A 16,527-nucleotide genomic window follows, 5' to 3' on the forward strand; every position below is an offset into this window, starting at 1 on the left:
AAATGCTGGGAGGACGCGTCGTGTGAGTAAGGACCGTACCGTCGATCAGTCGTTGGTCAAGGAGCCCGCGCGAGGTATGGGCATATTTGCGCCCACGACTTTGAGTCTTTACCTTCGCGTGATCCTGCAGGTCACGACAGGCGTAGGACCTGCCGCTCCAATATTTCGCCACTCGTCGGATGATCGGCTGGTAAAGGGCACCGTAGCGTCGATGCAATTCACCTCGCACGGGTCTGGTTACTGAACGTGAAGGCCGGGCGAGCGCCGCGGATGGGCGTGGCGGGCCGCCCGGTGGCGGTGGTGGATCGGCGCTCCGTGCTGTCTTTTCCAACCCCCGAAAGGAGCAGCGGTGCCTCTGCATTGGCGTCCGTCCCGTGGTCGTCGCAACGCCGCGTTGTTGCTGTCCACGACCCTGGTCGCGGCTACGACGTCGTTGACCGCGGGACCGGCTTGGGCTGAGCCTGATGGGCCTGGTCCGAAGAATCCGATTTTCCTGACCGGCCCGAACGAAGGCGCGGCGAAGGACATCGCCATGGCCTATCTGCGGGCTCATCCCGACGACTTCAAGGTCGCCGCCGGTGACCTGTCCGACCTCGTGGTGGCGTCGAGCTCCACCAGCCGCCACAACGGGGTCACCCACGTCAACCTGGCTCAGCGGTACAAGGACCTCGACGTGTTCGGGGCCGTGACGACGGTGAGCATCGCCCGGGACGGCAGTGTCGTCTTCGTCGGTGGCGCTGGCACTCTGGTGTCCGGCCTGTCGGAAAAGGCCTCCGGCGCCGTCTCCCTGGACGCGGTCGAGGCCGTGCAGGCCGCGGCCGACGGCCTCGATCTCGCGGATCCGGCCAACCCGAAGGTGATGAGCAGCAGCGGCGGCGCGGCGCAGCGGACGGTGGTGTCCGGCAGCGGCATCTCCGACCAGCCGATCCCGGCCAAGCTCGGTTGGCAGCCGACCGACGAGGGGTTGCGCCTGGCCTGGCAGCTGGTCATCGACGACTCCTCCGACACCCACCTGTGGAACGCCAGCGTCGACGCCCAGACCGGCAAACTGCTCGACGCCGAGGACTGGACCACCCACGAGGACACGGCGGAGATCGCCAACAACCTGGGCCGCACCGCGACGTCGGCGCCGCCGCTCAGCGCCGCGAACCCCAGCTCGCCGAACCCCGTCCAGGACGGGTCGAGCTACCGGGTGTTCAACGCCCCGAAGGAGAGCCCGAACGACGGCCCGCGGACCCTGGTGACCAACCCGGCGGACGGCGACGCGTCCCCGCACGGCTGGCACGACACCAACGGCGCCGCCGGCGCCGAGCACACCACCACCCAGGGCAACAACGTCCACGCCTACCAGGACCAGGACAACAACAACGCGCCGGACGCCGGCAGCAGCCCGGACGGCGGGGCGAACCTGACCTTCGACTTCCCGCTGGACCTGGGCGAGCACGCGCAGAACTACCGGGAGGCGGCGACCGCCAACCTCTTCTACTGGAACAACATCGTCCACGACATCTCCCACCGCTACGGCTTCGACGAGGCGTCGGGGAACTTCCAGGCCAACAACTACGGCCGGGGCGGCACGGGCGGCGACTACGTCCGCGCCGAGGCGGCCGACGGCGGCGGCACCAACAACGCCAACTTCTCCACCCCGGCCATGGACGGCGGCACCCCCCGGATGCAGATGTACCTGTGGCCGGGCACCCAGTTCGGCAGCCCGAACCAGGTCGTCGTGGACGGTGTGGGCTCGTTCGACGCGTCGTGGTCGCGGTTCACGCCGGCGCCCACCAAGGCTGGCCTGGCCGGGCACCAGCTCGTCTACGCCGGCACCGGCTGCACCGCCGCGGCGTACCCCGCCACGCTGCCTTCCGGCGGCTGGATCAGCGTGGTCGACGGCGGCACCACCGCCTGCACCTACCTCCAGCGCGCCCAGGTCGCCCAGGCCGCCGGAGCCAAGGCGCTCGTCGTCGCCCACAACGCGACGGGTACCGCGCCGGTGCTCACCGGCGCCATGACGACCGCGCCGGTCACCATCCCGGCGGTCGCCGTGACCCAGGCCGACGGCGCCACCATCAAGGCCGCCATCGCCGCCGGCACCGCCACCGGTTCGGTGCGTATGCACCCGAACCACCCGGGCATCCGGGACGGCGACCTCGACGCCGGGGTCATCATCCACGAGTACACCCACGGCATCTCCAACCGGCTCACCGGTGGCCCGACGGTCAACTGCCTGACCGGCAACGAGCAGATGGGCGAGGGCTGGAGCGACTACGTCGCGCTCACCATGCTGCTCGACCCGAAGTTCGACACGGCCGACGGGCAGCGCGGCATGGGCCCGTACGTGCTGTTCCAGGACGACCGGCACGGCGGCGGCATCCGGCCGCGGCCGTACTCGCGGAACATGGACATCCAGCCGTTCACCTACGACAGCATCAAGACCGGCGGCTGGCTCAACGGCACCTCGCTGGCCGCGCCGCACGGCATCGGCCACGGCTGGACCTCCGTCCTGTGGGACATGACCTGGAACCTGATCGACCGCCACGGCTTCAACCCGAACATCTACGACGGGTGGAACACCGGCGGTAACAACCTGGCGCTGCAGCTGGTCATCGACGGGCTGAAGCTCCAGGGTTGCGGCCCGGGCTTCGTGACCGGCCGCAACGCGATCATCGCCGCCGACGCCGCCCTCACCGGCGGGGAGAACGCCTGCATCCTCTGGGGCTCCTTCGCCCGCCGTGGCCTGGGCTACAGCGCGGTGCAGGGCACCACCGCCCGGGACGACAACAGCGAGGCGTTCGACACCCACCCGTCCTGCCGCGGTGACTTCGTCGGCCGCTCGGCGCAGCCGGCGCTGAACACCGTCGTCGCCGGCGACGCGGCACCGATGAAGTTCAAGCTCGCCGCCGACCGGGGCCTGAACATCCTCGCCAGCGGCTCGCCGTACTCGCGGCTGGTCGACTGCGACACCCTCAAGACCGTCAACCCGAGCGGGGCGACCACCCCGCGGCCGACCCCGGTCGCGGCCCGCAACCCCGGCGGATCCTCGCTGTCGGTCAGCACGCCCGGTCAGTACAACTACCCGTGGAAGACCGACCCGTCCTGGGCCGGCACCTGCCGCGAGTTCGTCCTGACCCTCGACAACGGATTCCAGTACCGCGCCTACTTCAAGTTCATCAGCTAGCCGGTAACACCCGCTGAAACCGGAGGGAGCGTTCCGATCGGAACGCTCCCTCCGGCCGTTGCAGGCCGACCGACCTCAGTGCTGAGGGGCGTGGGTCAGCACGCCGCGCCCCGTCTCCAGCGCGGCGAGCAGCATCGGGAGCGACCGGTGCAGCTCCCGCTGCCAGTACGGCCAGCTGTGGCTGCCGGGACCGTAGAAGTCGGTCGTGACGGAGACACCCTGCTCGCGTAGCTGCTCGACGAAGTCGACGTTCTCCTGGTGGATCAGCGCCTCCAGGCCGTCGGTCCGCTCCGGCGCGTCGAACGGCCCGCCCGCGGTGCCGTCGCCGGTGGCCACGAAGAGCGCCGTGTGCCGCAGCCGCTTGGCCAGGTAGTACGGGTCGTGGTCCTGCCAGATGTCCAGCTGCGCCACCGGGTCGCCCCAGAGCGCGTACGGGTCCAGCCCGGTGCGCGCGAAGAACGGCAGCCAGGACGACACGTCGCGCAACGGGTGCACGACGCCGCTGAAGGACGCCGCCGCCCGGAACATGCCCGGGTTGCGGGCGGCGTAGGACATCGCCCCGAAGCCGCCCATCGACAGGCCCGCCACCACCCGCTTCGGGCCCGCCCCGTAGCCGCGCTCGATGATCTGGCGCACCTCGCTCAGGTGGAACGTCTCCCACGCCGGGGAGCCGCCGCGGCCTCCGTTCCACCAGTCGCTGTACCAGCCGGCGGCACCGGCTTCCGGCATGACGACCAGGACGTCCCTGAGCTCGGGGATGCTGGCGACATCCGTGGAGCGGGTCCAGCTGACGTACGAGTCGCAGCAGCCGTGCAAGAGGTAGAGCACGGGCCAGTGGTCCCCGCGCGCCCGTTGCTCCCAGCCGTCGGGCGTCAGCAGGCGCACGGTGGCGGCCCGGCCGAGCGCCGGCGACTGGATCGTGAGATCGACCAGGCGCGGGCCGACGACCATCTCCTGCGCCACGTACGCGCCGTCGGAGGCCTGGGCAGGGGCGGCGACGGCGGGTGTCGCCGCCGCGACCGCCGGGTTTGCCGGCACGGACAGCCCGGCGAGCGCGAGCCCGACCGCGACGGCGATGCCGAGAGCCGATGATCTCTTCATTGGTTGTCCTCCTGACCGTGACAGGTCCGCGAACGTTCCTGCTCGACGCGGAACGATCCTGATCGTTGCCTGTCGATGGCGTGGGGCGAAGGACTTCACCGCGGACGAGCGGTCAGGGCGCAGGCGCGAGCGGTGACCGGCCGATCTCGCGCGACGAGTGGCCCTGGAGAACCGGGGGAGACCCGCCCGGGCGTACCCCGGGATGGGTGATCGCCGGGCGCCTCGGTCAGCCGCGAGCGGGTCGGCCGGGAGCCGGCTGTTCGGCCGGAGCGGCCACCTGGGCCACCAGTTTCTTGGGCGCCAGCAGGCAGTAGCTCTCGGTGAGCAACTCGCCGACCTCGTCCCAGTCGGTCGCCTCCTCGACGACCATGCCGAGGACGTCGGCGCCCCAGTCGGGCTTGAAGAACGGGTCGCCGTGGGCGACGAGGGCGTGCACCTCGTCGACCGGCGACCGGAAGGTCAGGACGCAGACGGGCTCGTCGGTGCCCGCCGCTCGGGCGTAGGCCATCTGGTGGTCGGGGTCGACGGTGAGCACGTGGGCGAAGGTGCGCTGGCGGATGCGCCAGCGCACGCCCACCCAGGCCGGCTCCTCGTAGGCCTGCGGCAGCGCGAGACAGATGGGCCGCAGCCGGTCGAGGAGTTCGGACGGTACGTCGCCAGGGCTGGTCACGGGAGAAACGGTAGCGGCGCCCTCCGACATTTCCCGCCGCGAGCGTCGCTAGCCGGTCGCCGGGCGATTGTCCAGCTCGGCGAGCAGTCGCTTGGGCGCTGTCGCCCGGTACGCCTCCTCGCAGGCCTCCGCCACCTCGGCCCAGTCCACGTCCTGGTCCAGCCGCACCCCGATCCAGCCGCGGTGCCCCACGTAGGGCGGCCGGAAGTAGACCTGCGGGTTGGCGGCCATGAGTTCCTGTTGGGCGCCGGGCGGCGCGGCGCACCACAGGTGGGGGAAGACGTTGTGGTGATGCCCGTCCGCCCACAGCATGACGAAGGACGTCTTGTCGCGGATGAACCAGGTCGGCGCGCCGTGGCTGGGGCGCTCGGTCACGCTCGGGAAGGCCGCGCAGATCCGGCGGATCTCATCGAGCAGGCTTTCCTCGTCGATGGCCACGATGCCTCCGGAGCGGTCGGATGGGGTGGCTTCAGCTTACGAGAGCACGGCCGGGCGGCGGGGGATGCGGGATCCGGTGGTGCGTCGGCGGTGCGGGCTCGCGGATACGGGGAGCTGCCCGGCTGAGGCGGGGCTCAGTGGCGGGGCCGGTTACCTGGAGTTTCCCGCGTCTCAGGATGCGAGCAGGACTTGTTTCCTACTAACCCTATGGGATAACTTCCTGACCGTGATCCGTAGCAGCCACCAGGTGACCGGGAAGCACACCGTGACTTCCCTGGTCGCGCGGCGCTACGTCGACCATCAGCGCACCTGCAGCGCGCTGTGTCCGCGCTGATCGCCTAGCCAGCAAGCCGCTCGCGCAGTCGGTCCCGCCGGTCCCTGCATGAGCGGCAGTCGCCGCGCCCGTCGCCCGGCGGCTGCCAGCTCCTGGTCTCTGCCGGCTTTCCCCCAGGGCACACCACACCGGGCGGCCCCGGTGCGAGCCGTTGCCCAGCGTCTGAATCCGCCATCCCGCTCCGCGCATCCTCTCTGCCTGCACGAAAGGCCATTACGCATGTCACGATCCAGGTTCCGGTCCGTCACGGCGGCCGGGGCTGCCGCCCTCGCCGTGGCCGGGCTGCTCACCGCCTGCTCCGACCGGGGCCCGCTCGGCGATGTGAATGCCGCCGGCGACCCCGTCCACGGTGGCACGCTCGTCTACCTCGAACACCAGCCGCCGAGTTGCCTCTACCTGCCGGCCGCGGGCTTCTACCCGAACGGGGGCGTGCTCAATCAGCTCACCGACAAACTCACCTGGCAGGACCCGAAGACGCTCAAGATCGAGCCGTGGATCGCGAAGTCGTGGGAGATCAACACCGACGCGACCGAATACACCTTCCACCTGCGTGAGGGGGTGACCTTCAGCGACGGCAGCCCGCTGGACGCGGAGACCGTGGCGGCGAACTACGACGTCTACGGCCTCGGTGACCAGGAACGGAAGCTTCCAGTGGCCGAGTTCGTCAACAACTACGAGCGCAGCGAGGTCGTCGACAAGGGCACGGTGAAGTTCCACTTCAACAAGCCGTCGCCCGGATTCCTGCAGGGCACCTCGGTGATCGGCGCGGGCCTGGTGTCGAAGAAGACCATCTCACTGCCGTACGAGGAGCAGTGCCAGCTCAAGAACGTCATCGGCTCGGGACCGTTCACCGTGGCGAACCAGGTCATCGACAAGGAGATCGACCTGGTCGCCCGCCCGGACTACAACTGGGCGCCCCCGTCCTTCCCGCATCAGGGCCGCGCCTACCTCGACCGGATCAAGATCGTCGTGACGCCGGAGGACAACGTCCGGGTGGGGGCGCTGACCTCGGGGCAGGCCGACTACGTGCGCTACGTGCAGGCGTACGACGAGGCGACGGTGAAGGCCGCCGGCTACCGCATCTACGCCGAACCGACCCGTGGCGTCAACAACGGGCTCTACCTGCGGCCGGCCAACAGCATCTTGCAGGACGTCAACGTCCGTAAGGCGCTGCAGGCGGGCACCAGCGCCAAGGAGGTCGTCGAGACGCTGTTCACCGACAGCTACCCGGTGGCGACCTCCGTGCTCAGCCACCTCGCCGCGGGGTACGTGGACCTGTCCGCGCAGCTCGCCTACGACCCTGCCAAGGCCAACGCGCTGCTCGACCAGGCGGGCTGGGTCCGGGGCGGCGACGGCGTCCGCGCGAAGAACGGCCGCAAGCTCGAGCTGAGCGTCTTCGTCTCCGGCCCGCAGCCGCTGTCGAAGCAGACCCTCGAACTGGTCGCCCAGCAGTGGACCCGGATCGGGGTGAAGCTCGACGTCCGACCGGCGGACTCCGGCACCCAGGCGGCGGAGCTCAAGAACGCCGAGAAGACCCCGATCACCCACTCGATGGTGGGCCGGGCGGACCAGGACGTCATCAAGAGCCACTTCCACACCAAGAACCGGGACGTGCTGCTGTCCAACGACGCGAAGCTCGACCGGCTGCTGGAGGAGGAGTCCGCCCTCGTCGACGAGAACGCGCGCAACGCGAAGGTCGCCGAGATCCAGCGGTACGTGGTGGAGCAGGGCTACGCGATCCCGCTGTTCGAGGAGCCGCAGGTGTACGGTGCCGCGCCGTACGTGCACGGCGTCAGCTTCGAGGCGGTCGCGCGGCCCAGCTTCTACAACGTGTGGCTGTCGAAGAAGGACAAGTAGGGCGGACGGCGGCTCATGACCAAGTATCTCGCCCTCCGGGTCGGGCAGGCGGTGCTCGTGCTGTGGGCCGCCTTCACCGCGGGCTTCGTGCTGCTGCAACTACTGCCGGGCGACGCGATCCTGATCAAGTTCCAGAACCCCGAACTGGGGCTCTCGCCCGAGCAGATCGCGCAGATCCGCCAGCTGTACGGCAGCGACGAGCCGGCCCTCGCCCGGTACCTGCACACGCTGCACGGCTTCCTGCACGCTGACTTCGGCTTCTCGATCGACATCGGCACCCCGGTGCTCGACCGACTGGCCGAGGGCCTGCCGGCGACGGCCAAGCTCGCCACTCTCGGCTTCGCCGTCGCCGTGCTGCTCGCCGTCACGGTCGCCTTCGTGTCGAGCCACAGCCGGCTCGCCTGGATCCGTGGCGCGCTGCTGGCGCTGCCGCCCCTGTTCATCTCGATCCCCACCTTCTGGCTGGGCATCGTGCTGATCCAGGTGTTCTCGTTCCAGCTCAAACTCGTGCCCGTCATCGGCGGCACCGAGTTCGAGCAGCTGATCCTGCCCGTGCTGACCCTCGCCGTACCGATCTCGGCGCCGCTGGCCCAGGTGCTGGCCCGCAGCCTCGATCAGGTGCAGGCGCAGCCGTTCGTCGCGGTGGTGGCCGCCAAGGGCGCATCGCGGCGGTGGATCCTCTGGCGGCACGTCGCCCGCCACGCGCTGCTGCCCACGCTCACCATCGCCGGGGTCACCTTCGGCGAACTCATCGCCGGGTCGGTCGTGACCGAGACCGTCTTCGGCCGCAACGGCATCGGCCGCCTCACCGAGCAGGCGGTCGCCGCCCAGGACACTCCGGTGATGCTGGCCGTCGTGGTGCTCTCGGCGACCGTATTCGTGCTGGTCAACCTCGTGGTCGACCTGCTGTACCCGGTCCTGGACCCGCGGCTGACGGCGAAGGTCGGGGTCACCGGATGACCGCCGAACCCGCCGTTCTCCGGCCCGCCGCAGCCCGTGCCCGCCGGACTGTGCCGCTGCCTCCCGCGGGGCTGGCGCTCGCCTGGCTCGCCATCGCCGTCGTCGTGCTGTGGGCGATCGTGCCGGACCTGTTCACCGGGCACGACCCGATCAACGGGGTACCGGTGGAGAAGCTGCAGGCGCCGAGCGCGGCGCACCTGTTCGGCACCGACGCGCTGGGCCGGGACCTGTTCGCCCGCGTCGTGCACGGCTCCGCCCGCTCCCTGTCCGGCGGGTTCGTCGCCGTCGCGGTGGGGCTCGTGGTGGGCACGCTGCTCGGTCTGCTCGCAGGCTCGGTCGGCGGCCTCCTCGACGAGCTGGTGATGCGGGTGGTCGACGTGCTGCTCGCGGTCCCGGGGCTGCTGCTCGCGTTGACGGCCATCATCCTGCTCGGCTCCGGCACCATCAACGTGGCGATCGCCGTCGGTATCGGCTCGGTGGCGGCCTTCGCCCGGCTGGCCCGAGCAGAGGTGGTACGGGTCCGGCGCACCGACTACGTCGAGGCCGCCTTCGGCAGCGGCGGCCGCTTCTCCAGCGTCCTGTGGCGGCACGTGCTCCCCAACTCGCTCGGTCCCGTCGTGGCGCTCGCCGCGGTGCAGTTCGGCTCCGCGATCCTGGCCATCTCCACGTTCAGCTTCCTCGGCTACGGCGCGAAGCCACCGGACCCGGAGTGGGGACTGCTCATCTCGGAGGGCCGCAACTACCTGGCCACCTCGTGGTGGCTGACCACCCTGCCGGGCGTGGTCGTCGTCCTGGTCGTGCTCGCCGCCGGCCGGATCAGCCGCTCGATCGGCCGGGAGGACAGATGAGTCTGCTTGAGGTACGCGGCCTGACCGTCTCCTACCGGACCCACAACCAGGTCCACCGGGCGGTCAACGGCATCTCCCTCACTGTCGAGCCGGGCCAGGTGCTCGCGATCGTCGGCGAGTCCGGGTCCGGCAAGTCGACCACCGCACACGCGATCATCGGGCTGCTGCCGGCGAACGGGTCCGTCGACACCGGCCAGATCCTGCTCAACGGCACCGACATCGCCGGCTGGTCGTCGAAGCGTCTGGAGTCGGTCCGCGGCGCTCAGGTCGGCCTGATCCCGCAGGATCCGACGAGTTCGCTGAACCCGGTCAAGACGATCGGCGCGCAGGTCGGCGAGGTGCTGCGCATCCACCGGCACGGCGACCGGCGCACGATCTCGCGGCGGGTCGTCGAACTGCTCACCCGGGTCGGGCTGCCCGATCCCGAGCTACGCGCCCGGCAGTATCCGCACGAGCTGTCCGGAGGGATGCGCCAGCGGGTGCTCATCGCCATCGCCGTCGCCAGGCAACCGCAGCTGATCATCGCGGACGAGCCGACCAGCGCGCTCGACGTCACCGTGCAGCGGCGCATCCTCGACCTCATCGACGACCTTCGGGCGGAGTTCGGCACCGCCTTGCTCCTCGTGACCCACGACCTCGGTGTCGCCGCCGAGCGGTCGAACCGGCTCGTCGTCATGCGCGGCGGGCGCATCGAGGAGCAGGGCGAGACCCGCGCCGTGCTGGCCCACCCCGAAGCCGAATACACCCGGCAGCTGCTCCGGGACGCCCCGTCGCTGACGCCCCGGCCCTTCCGTTCGCCGGCCCGGGCCGCCGACGCCGGCAGCTCCACCGCCACGTCGTACGCCATCATCGTCCGGGACCTCGTCAAGGAGTTCCAGATCGGACGCACACCGTTCCGGGCCGTCGACGGGGTGTCGTTCGAGGTACAGCGGGGGAGCACGCACGCCCTGGTCGGCGAGTCGGGGTCCGGGAAGACGACGACGGCGCGCATGGTCGCCCGCTTCGCCACGCCGACCTCCGGGTCGGTGACCATCGACGGCACCGACGTGGCGCGGCCGCGCGGCGAGGAACTCCGCCAGCTGCGCCGCCGCGTGCAGCTGGTGTACCAGAACCCGGCCGGCTCGCTCGATCCCCGGCAGTCGATCGAGGACATCGTGGCCGAGCCGCTGCGCAACTTCCGGCTCACCGACCGGGCCGGCCGCGGCAGACGGGTACGCGACCTCATCGACCGGGTGGCCCTGCCGCAGACGGTGCTCGACCGCAAGCCTCGTGAGCTGTCCGGCGGTCAACGCCAACGCGTCGCGATCGCCCGGGCGCTGGCCGTGGACCCGCAGGTGCTGGTGCTCGACGAGGCGGTGTCCGCGCTCGACGTGACCGTGCAGGCGCAGATCCTCGACCTGCTCGACGGGCTGCAGCGCGAACTCGGGCTGACCTACCTGTTCATCTCGCACGACCTCTCGGTGGTGCGGCAGGTCTCCGACACCGTGTCGGTCATGAGGAAAGGGCACATCGTGGAAACCGGAACCACCCAGCAGGTCTTCCAGACCCCGCGGCACGACTACACCCGCGAACTGCTGGCCGCCGTACCCGGCATCGTCGCGGACCTCGTGGCATGAGCCGGCCCCGACTCGGGTTTTTCACCCGGCTGCTCGACGACGCTCCCGCGGACGCGCGCTACCGGCTGGCCGCCGAGCAGATCAGGCACGCCGAGGCGTACGGATTCGACTCGGCCTGGGTGGCCCAGCACCACTTCGACGAGGCCGAAGGTGGGCTGCCGGCGCCGCTGGTGTTCCTCAGCCACATCGCCGCACAGACCCACCGGATCCGCCTCGGCACCGGCATCATCACCCTGCCGCTGGAGAACCCGGTACGCGTCGCCGAGGACGCCGCGGTGCTCGACCTGCTCAGCGGCGGCCGGCTCGAAGTCGGCGTCGGCAACGGCGGCACCCCGTCGTCGTTCAGCGCCTTCGGACAGGACAGCGCCAACCGCTCCGCCGTCTACGCCGAGCACCTCGGGGTGCTCGTCGACGCCTGGTCGGGGCGCCCCCTCAGCGACGGAGCCAACCACCTCTACCCGGCGGCGCCGCGCCTGCTCGGCGCCATCTGGGAAGCGACCTTCTCGGTGAGTGGAGGAGCGCGCGCCGGGAAGGCCGGCAACGGGCTCATGCTCTCGCGGACCCAGCCACGGACCGAGGACGCCCCGCACGCGACGCTCGCGGAGATCCAGCGCCCGATCGTCGACGCCTACCACGAAAACCTGCCCCCGGGCGTGCTGCCACGGATCATGGCGTCGCGTACGGCGTTCGTCGCCGACAGCCGCGCCGAGGCGCTGCGCCTGGCCGAGGCCGGACTCGGCCGCGCCGCTCGGCAGTTCAAGGCGAAGGGCCACCCGGTACCCGACGGAGGCGTCGAGCAGCTCATCGCCGCGTTCGACGTGCACGTCGGCACCCCGGACGACGTTCTCGCCAGCCTGCAGGCCGACCCGACCCTCCAACGGGCGACCGACCTGGTCTTCCAGGTGCACTCAGTCGACCCGCCGCACCCATTCGTCCTCCGCTCCATCGAGCTGCTCGCGACCGAGGTCGCGCCCGCACTCGGCTGGGCACCATCCATCCCGGACCCGTCAACAGAACTGAGCAGAACATGAGCCCTACCGACGTCATCGACCACCTCGCCGGCATCGAGCCCGGATCCCACCTCGACCAGATACGCCACCAGCGGCCCGAAGCCCGCACGAACGCGCAGGCGAGCTACGAGGCACTCTTCTCGCCGCGCCTGCCCGGCGACGTCAGCACCACCGAACGGCTCGCCGTCGCCGCGTTCGTCACCGGCCTGCACCAGGACGCCCCGACCGCCGACTTCTACGCCACCAGACTCGCGGAGCACACCCCGAGCCTGGCCGCGGTGATCGCCAACGAGATCGACGCCGCCCGCACCAGCGGCCCGTACGGCGCCTATCCCGCGCCAGGTCCGCACGCCGCGGAGAGCGTGGCAGGGCCCGTCTACCAAGCGGTGGACCGCGAGGGACTCGACGCGCGCCTCGCCGCCGCGCTGGAACACGCCCACCTGCTCGTGTTCCGACCACGCGAGGCGAGCCGCGAGGCATTGCAGGCACTCCTCGACGCCGGCTGGAGCACCACCGACGTGGTGACGTTGTAGCAGCTCATCGCCTTCCTCAGCTTCCAGGTACGCGTGGTCACCGGCCTCCGGCTGCTGGCCGCGCCCGGGAAAGGACCCCAATCGTGACCGACACCGTGCTCGACCGTCCCACCACCGAGCAGCCACTCGCCTTCACCCAGGACCAGCTCGGCTGGACCCCGTGGCTCGCCCCGCTCACCGAAGCCGAGCTCACCGACGTCCACCGGGCGGCCCTGGTCGACAAGGCCCGTGCCCGCTCGCCGTACTTCCTGCTGCTCGCCCGGGACCCGGAGATCCTGCAGGCCCGGACGAAGACCGACCAGGACATCTTCTACAACGCCAGCGGCGGACTGCCGCGGGCGGAGCGGGAACTCGCCGCGACGGCCACCTCGCGCCGCAACGGCTGCGTCTTCTGCGCCTCCGTGCACGCCCGGTTCGCCTCCCACTACTCGCACCGCCCGCAGGACGTGCAGCGCCTGCTCGACCAGGGCGTCGACGCACCCCAGGACGAGCGCTGGCGGGCACTCGTCGATGCCGCGGCGGCGCTCACGGCCACACCGAGCGCGCTGGGTGTCGAGCACATCGAGGCGCTGCGCGCGGTCGGCCTCGACGACCTGGCGATCAGCGATCTGCTGCACGCGGCCGCCTTCTTCAACTGGGCCAACCGGCTCATGCTCTCCCTCGGGGAGCCCACTCCACCGCCGACCGCGTGACAGCGACCTGAGAGGCAACGACATGACCGAACCCCTGCTCGACCATCTCGTCTACGCGGTGCCCGACCTCGCCGCCGGCGTCGCCCAGTTCACGGCACGCACCGGAATCTCCCCGGTGCCTGGCGGCCGGCACCCCAGCGGCACCGCCAACTACCTCGTCGGGTTCGGACCGACCTCGTACCTCGAGATCATCGGCCCGGACCCGGACGCCGACCCTGCCGAACCGCCCCGATCCTTCGGCTTGGACCGGCTGACCGAGCCGCGTCTCGTGACCTGGGCGGTGCACCCGGACGACCTCGACAAGACCGTCACCGAGGCCCGCGAACGGGGGTACGACCCGGGGGAGATCCACCCGCTGTCGCGCCGCCGGCCCGACGGGGTCCTGCTGTCCTGGCGGCTCACCCGGCAGGCGGCCCCAGCCGCGGACGGGCTGGTGCCGTTCCTGATCGACTGGACCGGCACCGAGCACCCCGCCCGGGCCGCGCTGCCGCAACTGCGCCTCACCTCATTCACCGCCACCCATCCGGACCCACCGGCCGTCCAGCGTGACCTCGCCGCCCTCAGCGTCACCCTCGAGGTGACCGCCGGGCCCGAGAACGGGCTGCGGGCCCTGCTGGACACACCGCGCGGTCCCGTGACACTGCGCTGACAAGAAAGCAGACCATGAGCAACCTGCGTGAGTACCTGTCCCAGAAGCGGGCGGCGTTGACCGCCCGACGCGAGTCCGCGAACACCGGCCCGGTCCCACTGCGGGCGCGAGTCACCGCCGAAGGACGCAGCGGCGTGCGCCGCATCCGGATCCGTGACTTCCAGATCATCAGCGACAGTCGCCCCGACCTCGCCGGATACGACCTCGGCCCCGGCTCGCCGGAACTGCAGGCCGGCGTGCTCGGCAGCTGCGTCACCCACATCTTCCTCATCAAGGCGGCCGAGCTGAAGATCCCCCTCGACTCGCTCGCCGTCGACGTGCAGGCCGAGTACGACCCACGTGGCCAGGCGCCCGACAACGTCGACGCGCCCGTCTATCCCTACAACTTCCGCTACCAGGTGCAGGTCGCCTCGCCCGCCACGGACGAGGACCTGGCCCGGCTGCACGCCGAGGTGCAACGGGTGTGCCCGATTCTCAACCTGCTCCGCAACCCGCAGGAGATCAACGGCTCGGTGGCCCGGGTGAGTCCGGCCGCCGAGGAACTCGCCGCCTGAGCTAGGGATAGCTTCACGAGCACCGCGGGGTCAGCCGACCGTGCCCGGCCTTGGACATCCCCGGGGCCGGGCACATCCGTCGTCGTCAACTCGGGCAACTCACCTGCTATGCCTGCCCAGCTAAGGTTGGCGGCATGATCCTCCGCCATGTGACCGTCGACTGTGCCGAGCCGTATGGCCTCGCGACGTTCTGGAGCGACGTCACCGGGTGGCCGGTGTCGGACCTGGACGAGCCGGGTGACGCCGAGGTCCTCATCGAGGCGCCCTCACCCGTTCCCGGCCTCCTGTTCATCCAGGTGCCCGAGGGCAAGACAGCGAAGAATCGGATCCACTTCGACTGGATGCCGACCGAGCGGACCCGCGACGACGAGGTGGAGCGCATCGTCGCCCTCGGGGCGAAGATCTACGAGGACCACCGCACCGCTGATGGACGCGGCTGGGTCACTCTGCTCGACCCTGAGGGCAACGAGTTCTGCATCGAACGGGGCGAGGCCGAGCGCGGCACCTAGCTGACCGGCCGCACCATGCCGGATGCCGAACGCCCTCCGGCGGCGGCTTTCGCCGGACCATTCAACCGGCAGCTTTCTCGGGCCAGCTCACGGCCTCCCCGCCCACCGTTTCCCGTTGCCCCGCAACCGCCACCTCAGTCATGACGCGGGACGGTAGTAGCCGCACGGCCACTACCGCGCTGACGGCGAGAACGACGATGACCAGCCAGACCGCCAGGGTGAGGGGTAGCTGTTGCCCGGCCACACTGCCGATCGCGCCGCCGGCCACCGTCGCGGCCATCTCCGCCGCGGAGAAGGCCGAACTGACCCGGCCGAGCTGCCGGTCTGGTGTCTGCCGTTGCACCTGCACCTGAGCCAGCATCAGCAGTGCACCACCGGGCACACCGGCCAGCGCGATGAACACCACCGCGGCAGCGAAGTGGGGGACGAGGAACAGCCCGGCGAAGCAGCCGGCGATCGCCAGCAGGCACCCCGTGACCGATGCCCGGAGCCGCCCGCTGCGCGACAGGACGTTCCCGGCGTACGCACTGGCCAGGAAGCCCGCACCCAGCGCGGCCATGAGGACACCGACATCACCGGCGTCGCCGCCGAGCACGCTGATGACGTACGGCACGAGGAGCACATTCAGAGCGGCGTTGGCCAGCAGGAACAGGCTGGAGACGACCAGCGTCCCGCGAAGCACACGGTGTCCGAGGAGAAAGGCCAGACCGTCCCGGACCTGGCCCCGGAACGTAACCAGCCAGGACGAGACCGCCTTCTGCTCGTGGTCTCGCTCGTCCGCCCGCAGGCGACCCATGCCGAAGATCAACACGGCGGAGACCACGTACGTCGCGGAGTCGATCAGCACCAGCCCGTCGAAGCCCACGATCGCGTAGAGCGCGCCGCCGACAGGCGCGCCGGCGAGGCGGACGATCCCACCCGCGACGGTGTTCCAGGCGTTTGCCGCCTCGAGGTCCCGGCCCCGGCCCACGATGGTGGGGACGACGGCCCGGGCTGCGGGCTGGAAGAAGTGCCCGACGGCGCTCTCAGCGAACATCGCCGCGTAGAGCAGCCAGAGCATGCCGGGATCGTCGACCAGGAGCAGCGCCAGGACGATGACCATGCGCAGCAGGTCCGCGCCGACCATGACGAAGCGACGGTCCCACCGGTCGACCAGCACCCCGGCCAGCGGGGCGAAGGCGACCGCGGGCAGCGTCTGGGCAACGAAGGCCAGGCCGCTGCTCATCGTCGAGCCGGTCATCGTGTATGCGTAGACCGGCACCGCGACGACCATCAGCCAGTTACCCAGGTTGGACAGCAGAGTGCTGCACCACAGCAGGCCGAACCGACGATTCCTGGCAACGATCATCCGCCTCGCCCCTCACCCCTCGTGCCACGGCGCTTGCTGGATCACACCACCCCGACCGGGCGCTGGTGGGCCCCGGTGATGTCGGTGCCGGCGAGGTAGGGCGTGGACCCGGTAACGAAGAGCCGGTATGCGTCGTGGTAGCCGAGGTAGGAGCCGCGCGGCCAGTGGTGCTGGCACCACCAGTGCTGAGGTGCTGACACTCCTGAGCGGCCGGCCGGCGCCGGGTTGGATCG

General features: G+C 70.6%; 16 protein-coding genes. 11 read left to right on the forward strand and 5 right to left on the reverse strand.

Translation table 11 applies throughout. The features are described 5' to 3' along the window. Positions 1-532 precede the first annotated feature (532 nt). The gene (locus ACGF4F_RS02545; protein WP_393074122.1) at positions 533-3,175 is read left to right on the forward strand and encodes a M36 family metallopeptidase; all 2,643 of its coding nucleotides are present in this window, start codon (positions 533-535) and stop codon (positions 3,173-3,175) included. A gap of 75 nt (positions 3,176-3,250) precedes the next feature. Here the strand turns inward: ACGF4F_RS02545 and ACGF4F_RS02550 are convergent, their stop codons facing one another. From ACGF4F_RS02550 to ACGF4F_RS02560, 3 genes are all read right to left on the reverse strand, one after another. Continuing rightward, positions 3,251-4,276, reverse strand: a complete 1,026-nt coding sequence (locus ACGF4F_RS02550) for an alpha/beta hydrolase (RefSeq protein ID WP_393074124.1) — start codon at positions 4,274-4,276, stop codon at positions 3,251-3,253. A 226-nt stretch (positions 4,277-4,502) separates the two neighbouring features. Further along, on the reverse strand, positions 4,503-4,946 hold the full coding sequence (locus ACGF4F_RS02555) for an MmcQ/YjbR family DNA-binding protein (protein WP_357442808.1): 444 nt from the start codon (positions 4,944-4,946) through the stop codon (positions 4,503-4,505). A gap of 48 nt (positions 4,947-4,994) precedes the next feature. Next, a complete protein-coding gene (locus ACGF4F_RS02560) occupies positions 4,995-5,384 on the reverse strand; it encodes an MmcQ/YjbR family DNA-binding protein (protein WP_357442811.1) in 390 nt (129 codons plus the stop codon). 553 nt (positions 5,385-5,937) lie between these two features. On the opposite strand from ACGF4F_RS02560, the gene ACGF4F_RS02565 reads away from it, so the two are divergent. From ACGF4F_RS02565 to ACGF4F_RS02610, 10 genes are all read left to right on the forward strand, one after another. After that, positions 5,938-7,575, forward strand: a complete 1,638-nt coding sequence (locus tag ACGF4F_RS02565; RefSeq protein WP_393074128.1) for a TIGR04028 family ABC transporter substrate-binding protein — start codon at positions 5,938-5,940, stop codon at positions 7,573-7,575. A gap of 15 nt (positions 7,576-7,590) precedes the next feature. Then, complete coding sequence (locus ACGF4F_RS02570) at positions 7,591-8,535, forward strand: ABC transporter permease (protein WP_393074131.1); 945 nt, start codon at positions 7,591-7,593, stop codon at positions 8,533-8,535. After that, complete coding sequence (locus ACGF4F_RS02575) at positions 8,532-9,383, forward strand: ABC transporter permease (RefSeq protein WP_357442821.1); 852 nt, start codon at positions 8,532-8,534, stop codon at positions 9,381-9,383. The genes ACGF4F_RS02570 and ACGF4F_RS02575 overlap by 4 nt, the downstream gene beginning before the upstream one ends. After that, complete coding sequence (locus tag ACGF4F_RS02580) at positions 9,380-10,999, forward strand: dipeptide ABC transporter ATP-binding protein (RefSeq protein ID WP_393074135.1); 1,620 nt, start codon at positions 9,380-9,382, stop codon at positions 10,997-10,999. The genes ACGF4F_RS02575 and ACGF4F_RS02580 overlap by 4 nt, the downstream gene beginning before the upstream one ends. Further along, complete coding sequence (locus ACGF4F_RS02585; protein WP_393074138.1) at positions 10,996-12,030, forward strand: putative FMN-dependent luciferase-like monooxygenase; 1,035 nt, start codon at positions 10,996-10,998, stop codon at positions 12,028-12,030. The genes ACGF4F_RS02580 and ACGF4F_RS02585 overlap by 4 nt, the downstream gene beginning before the upstream one ends. Continuing rightward, positions 12,027-12,542: a CMD domain protein gene (locus ACGF4F_RS02590; protein ID WP_393074141.1), complete on the forward strand. Its 516-nt coding sequence runs from the start codon at positions 12,027-12,029 to the stop codon at positions 12,540-12,542. Before ACGF4F_RS02585 ends, ACGF4F_RS02590 begins: the two co-directional genes overlap by 4 nt. Before the next feature lie 83 nt (positions 12,543-12,625). Beyond that, positions 12,626-13,234: an alkylhydroperoxidase domain protein gene (locus tag ACGF4F_RS02595; RefSeq protein ID WP_357442833.1), complete on the forward strand. Its 609-nt coding sequence runs from the start codon at positions 12,626-12,628 to the stop codon at positions 13,232-13,234. Positions 13,235-13,256: 22 nt separating this feature from the next. Then, a complete protein-coding gene (locus ACGF4F_RS02600) occupies positions 13,257-13,883 on the forward strand; it encodes a VOC family protein (RefSeq protein WP_357442835.1) in 627 nt (208 codons plus the stop codon). A gap of 14 nt (positions 13,884-13,897) precedes the next feature. After that, positions 13,898-14,437 (forward strand): OsmC family protein, encoded by a 540-nt coding sequence (locus tag ACGF4F_RS02605; protein ID WP_357442837.1) that lies wholly within the window; start codon positions 13,898-13,900, stop codon positions 14,435-14,437. Positions 14,438-14,571: 134 nt separating this feature from the next. Further along, on the forward strand, positions 14,572-14,946 hold the full coding sequence (locus tag ACGF4F_RS02610) for a VOC family protein (protein WP_357442839.1): 375 nt from the start codon (positions 14,572-14,574) through the stop codon (positions 14,944-14,946). Between the two features lie 61 nt (positions 14,947-15,007). Here ACGF4F_RS02610 and ACGF4F_RS02615 read toward each other — a convergent pair whose 3' ends face one another. Continuing rightward, entirely contained in the window at positions 15,008-16,294 is a 1,287-nt protein-coding gene (locus tag ACGF4F_RS02615) for an MFS transporter (protein ID WP_393074146.1), read from the reverse strand. A gap of 41 nt (positions 16,295-16,335) precedes the next feature. Further along, on the reverse strand, positions 16,336-16,494 hold the full coding sequence (locus ACGF4F_RS02620) for a hypothetical protein (RefSeq protein ID WP_357442843.1): 159 nt from the start codon (positions 16,492-16,494) through the stop codon (positions 16,336-16,338). Positions 16,495-16,527: the final 33 nt, after the last annotated feature.

Origin of the sequence: Micromonospora sp. NPDC047740 (genome assembly GCF_043204735.1) — a bacterium.
Classification (GTDB): domain Bacteria; phylum Actinomycetota; class Actinomycetes; order Mycobacteriales; family Micromonosporaceae; genus Micromonospora.

Coding starts and splice junctions, on each gene's coding strand:
- ACGF4F_RS02545 (WP_393074122.1), top strand. CDS start 533: ATGGCCTATCTGCGGGCTCATCCCGACGACTTCAAGGTCGCCGCCGGT.
- ACGF4F_RS02610 (WP_357442839.1), top strand. CDS start 14,572: ATGATCCTCCGCCATGTGACCGTCGACTGTGCCGAGCCGTATGGCCTC.
- ACGF4F_RS02565 (WP_393074128.1), top strand. CDS start 5,938: ATGTCACGATCCAGGTTCCGGTCCGTCACGGCGGCCGGGGCTGCCGCC.
- ACGF4F_RS02575 (WP_357442821.1), top strand. CDS start 8,532: ATGACCGCCGAACCCGCCGTTCTCCGGCCCGCCGCAGCCCGTGCCCGC.
- ACGF4F_RS02615 (WP_393074146.1), bottom strand. CDS start 16,294: ATGATCGTTGCCAGGAATCGTCGGTTCGGCCTGCTGTGGTGCAGCACT.
- ACGF4F_RS02600 (WP_357442835.1), top strand. CDS start 13,257: ATGACCGAACCCCTGCTCGACCATCTCGTCTACGCGGTGCCCGACCTC.
- ACGF4F_RS02550 (WP_393074124.1), bottom strand. CDS start 4,276: ATGAAGAGATCATCGGCTCTCGGCATCGCCGTCGCGGTCGGGCTCGCG.
- ACGF4F_RS02605 (WP_357442837.1), top strand. CDS start 13,898: ATGAGCAACCTGCGTGAGTACCTGTCCCAGAAGCGGGCGGCGTTGACC.
- ACGF4F_RS02585 (WP_393074138.1), top strand. CDS start 10,996: ATGAGCCGGCCCCGACTCGGGTTTTTCACCCGGCTGCTCGACGACGCT.
- ACGF4F_RS02570 (WP_393074131.1), top strand. CDS start 7,591: ATGACCAAGTATCTCGCCCTCCGGGTCGGGCAGGCGGTGCTCGTGCTG.
- ACGF4F_RS02580 (WP_393074135.1), top strand. CDS start 9,380: ATGAGTCTGCTTGAGGTACGCGGCCTGACCGTCTCCTACCGGACCCAC.
- ACGF4F_RS02590 (WP_393074141.1), top strand. CDS start 12,027: ATGAGCCCTACCGACGTCATCGACCACCTCGCCGGCATCGAGCCCGGA.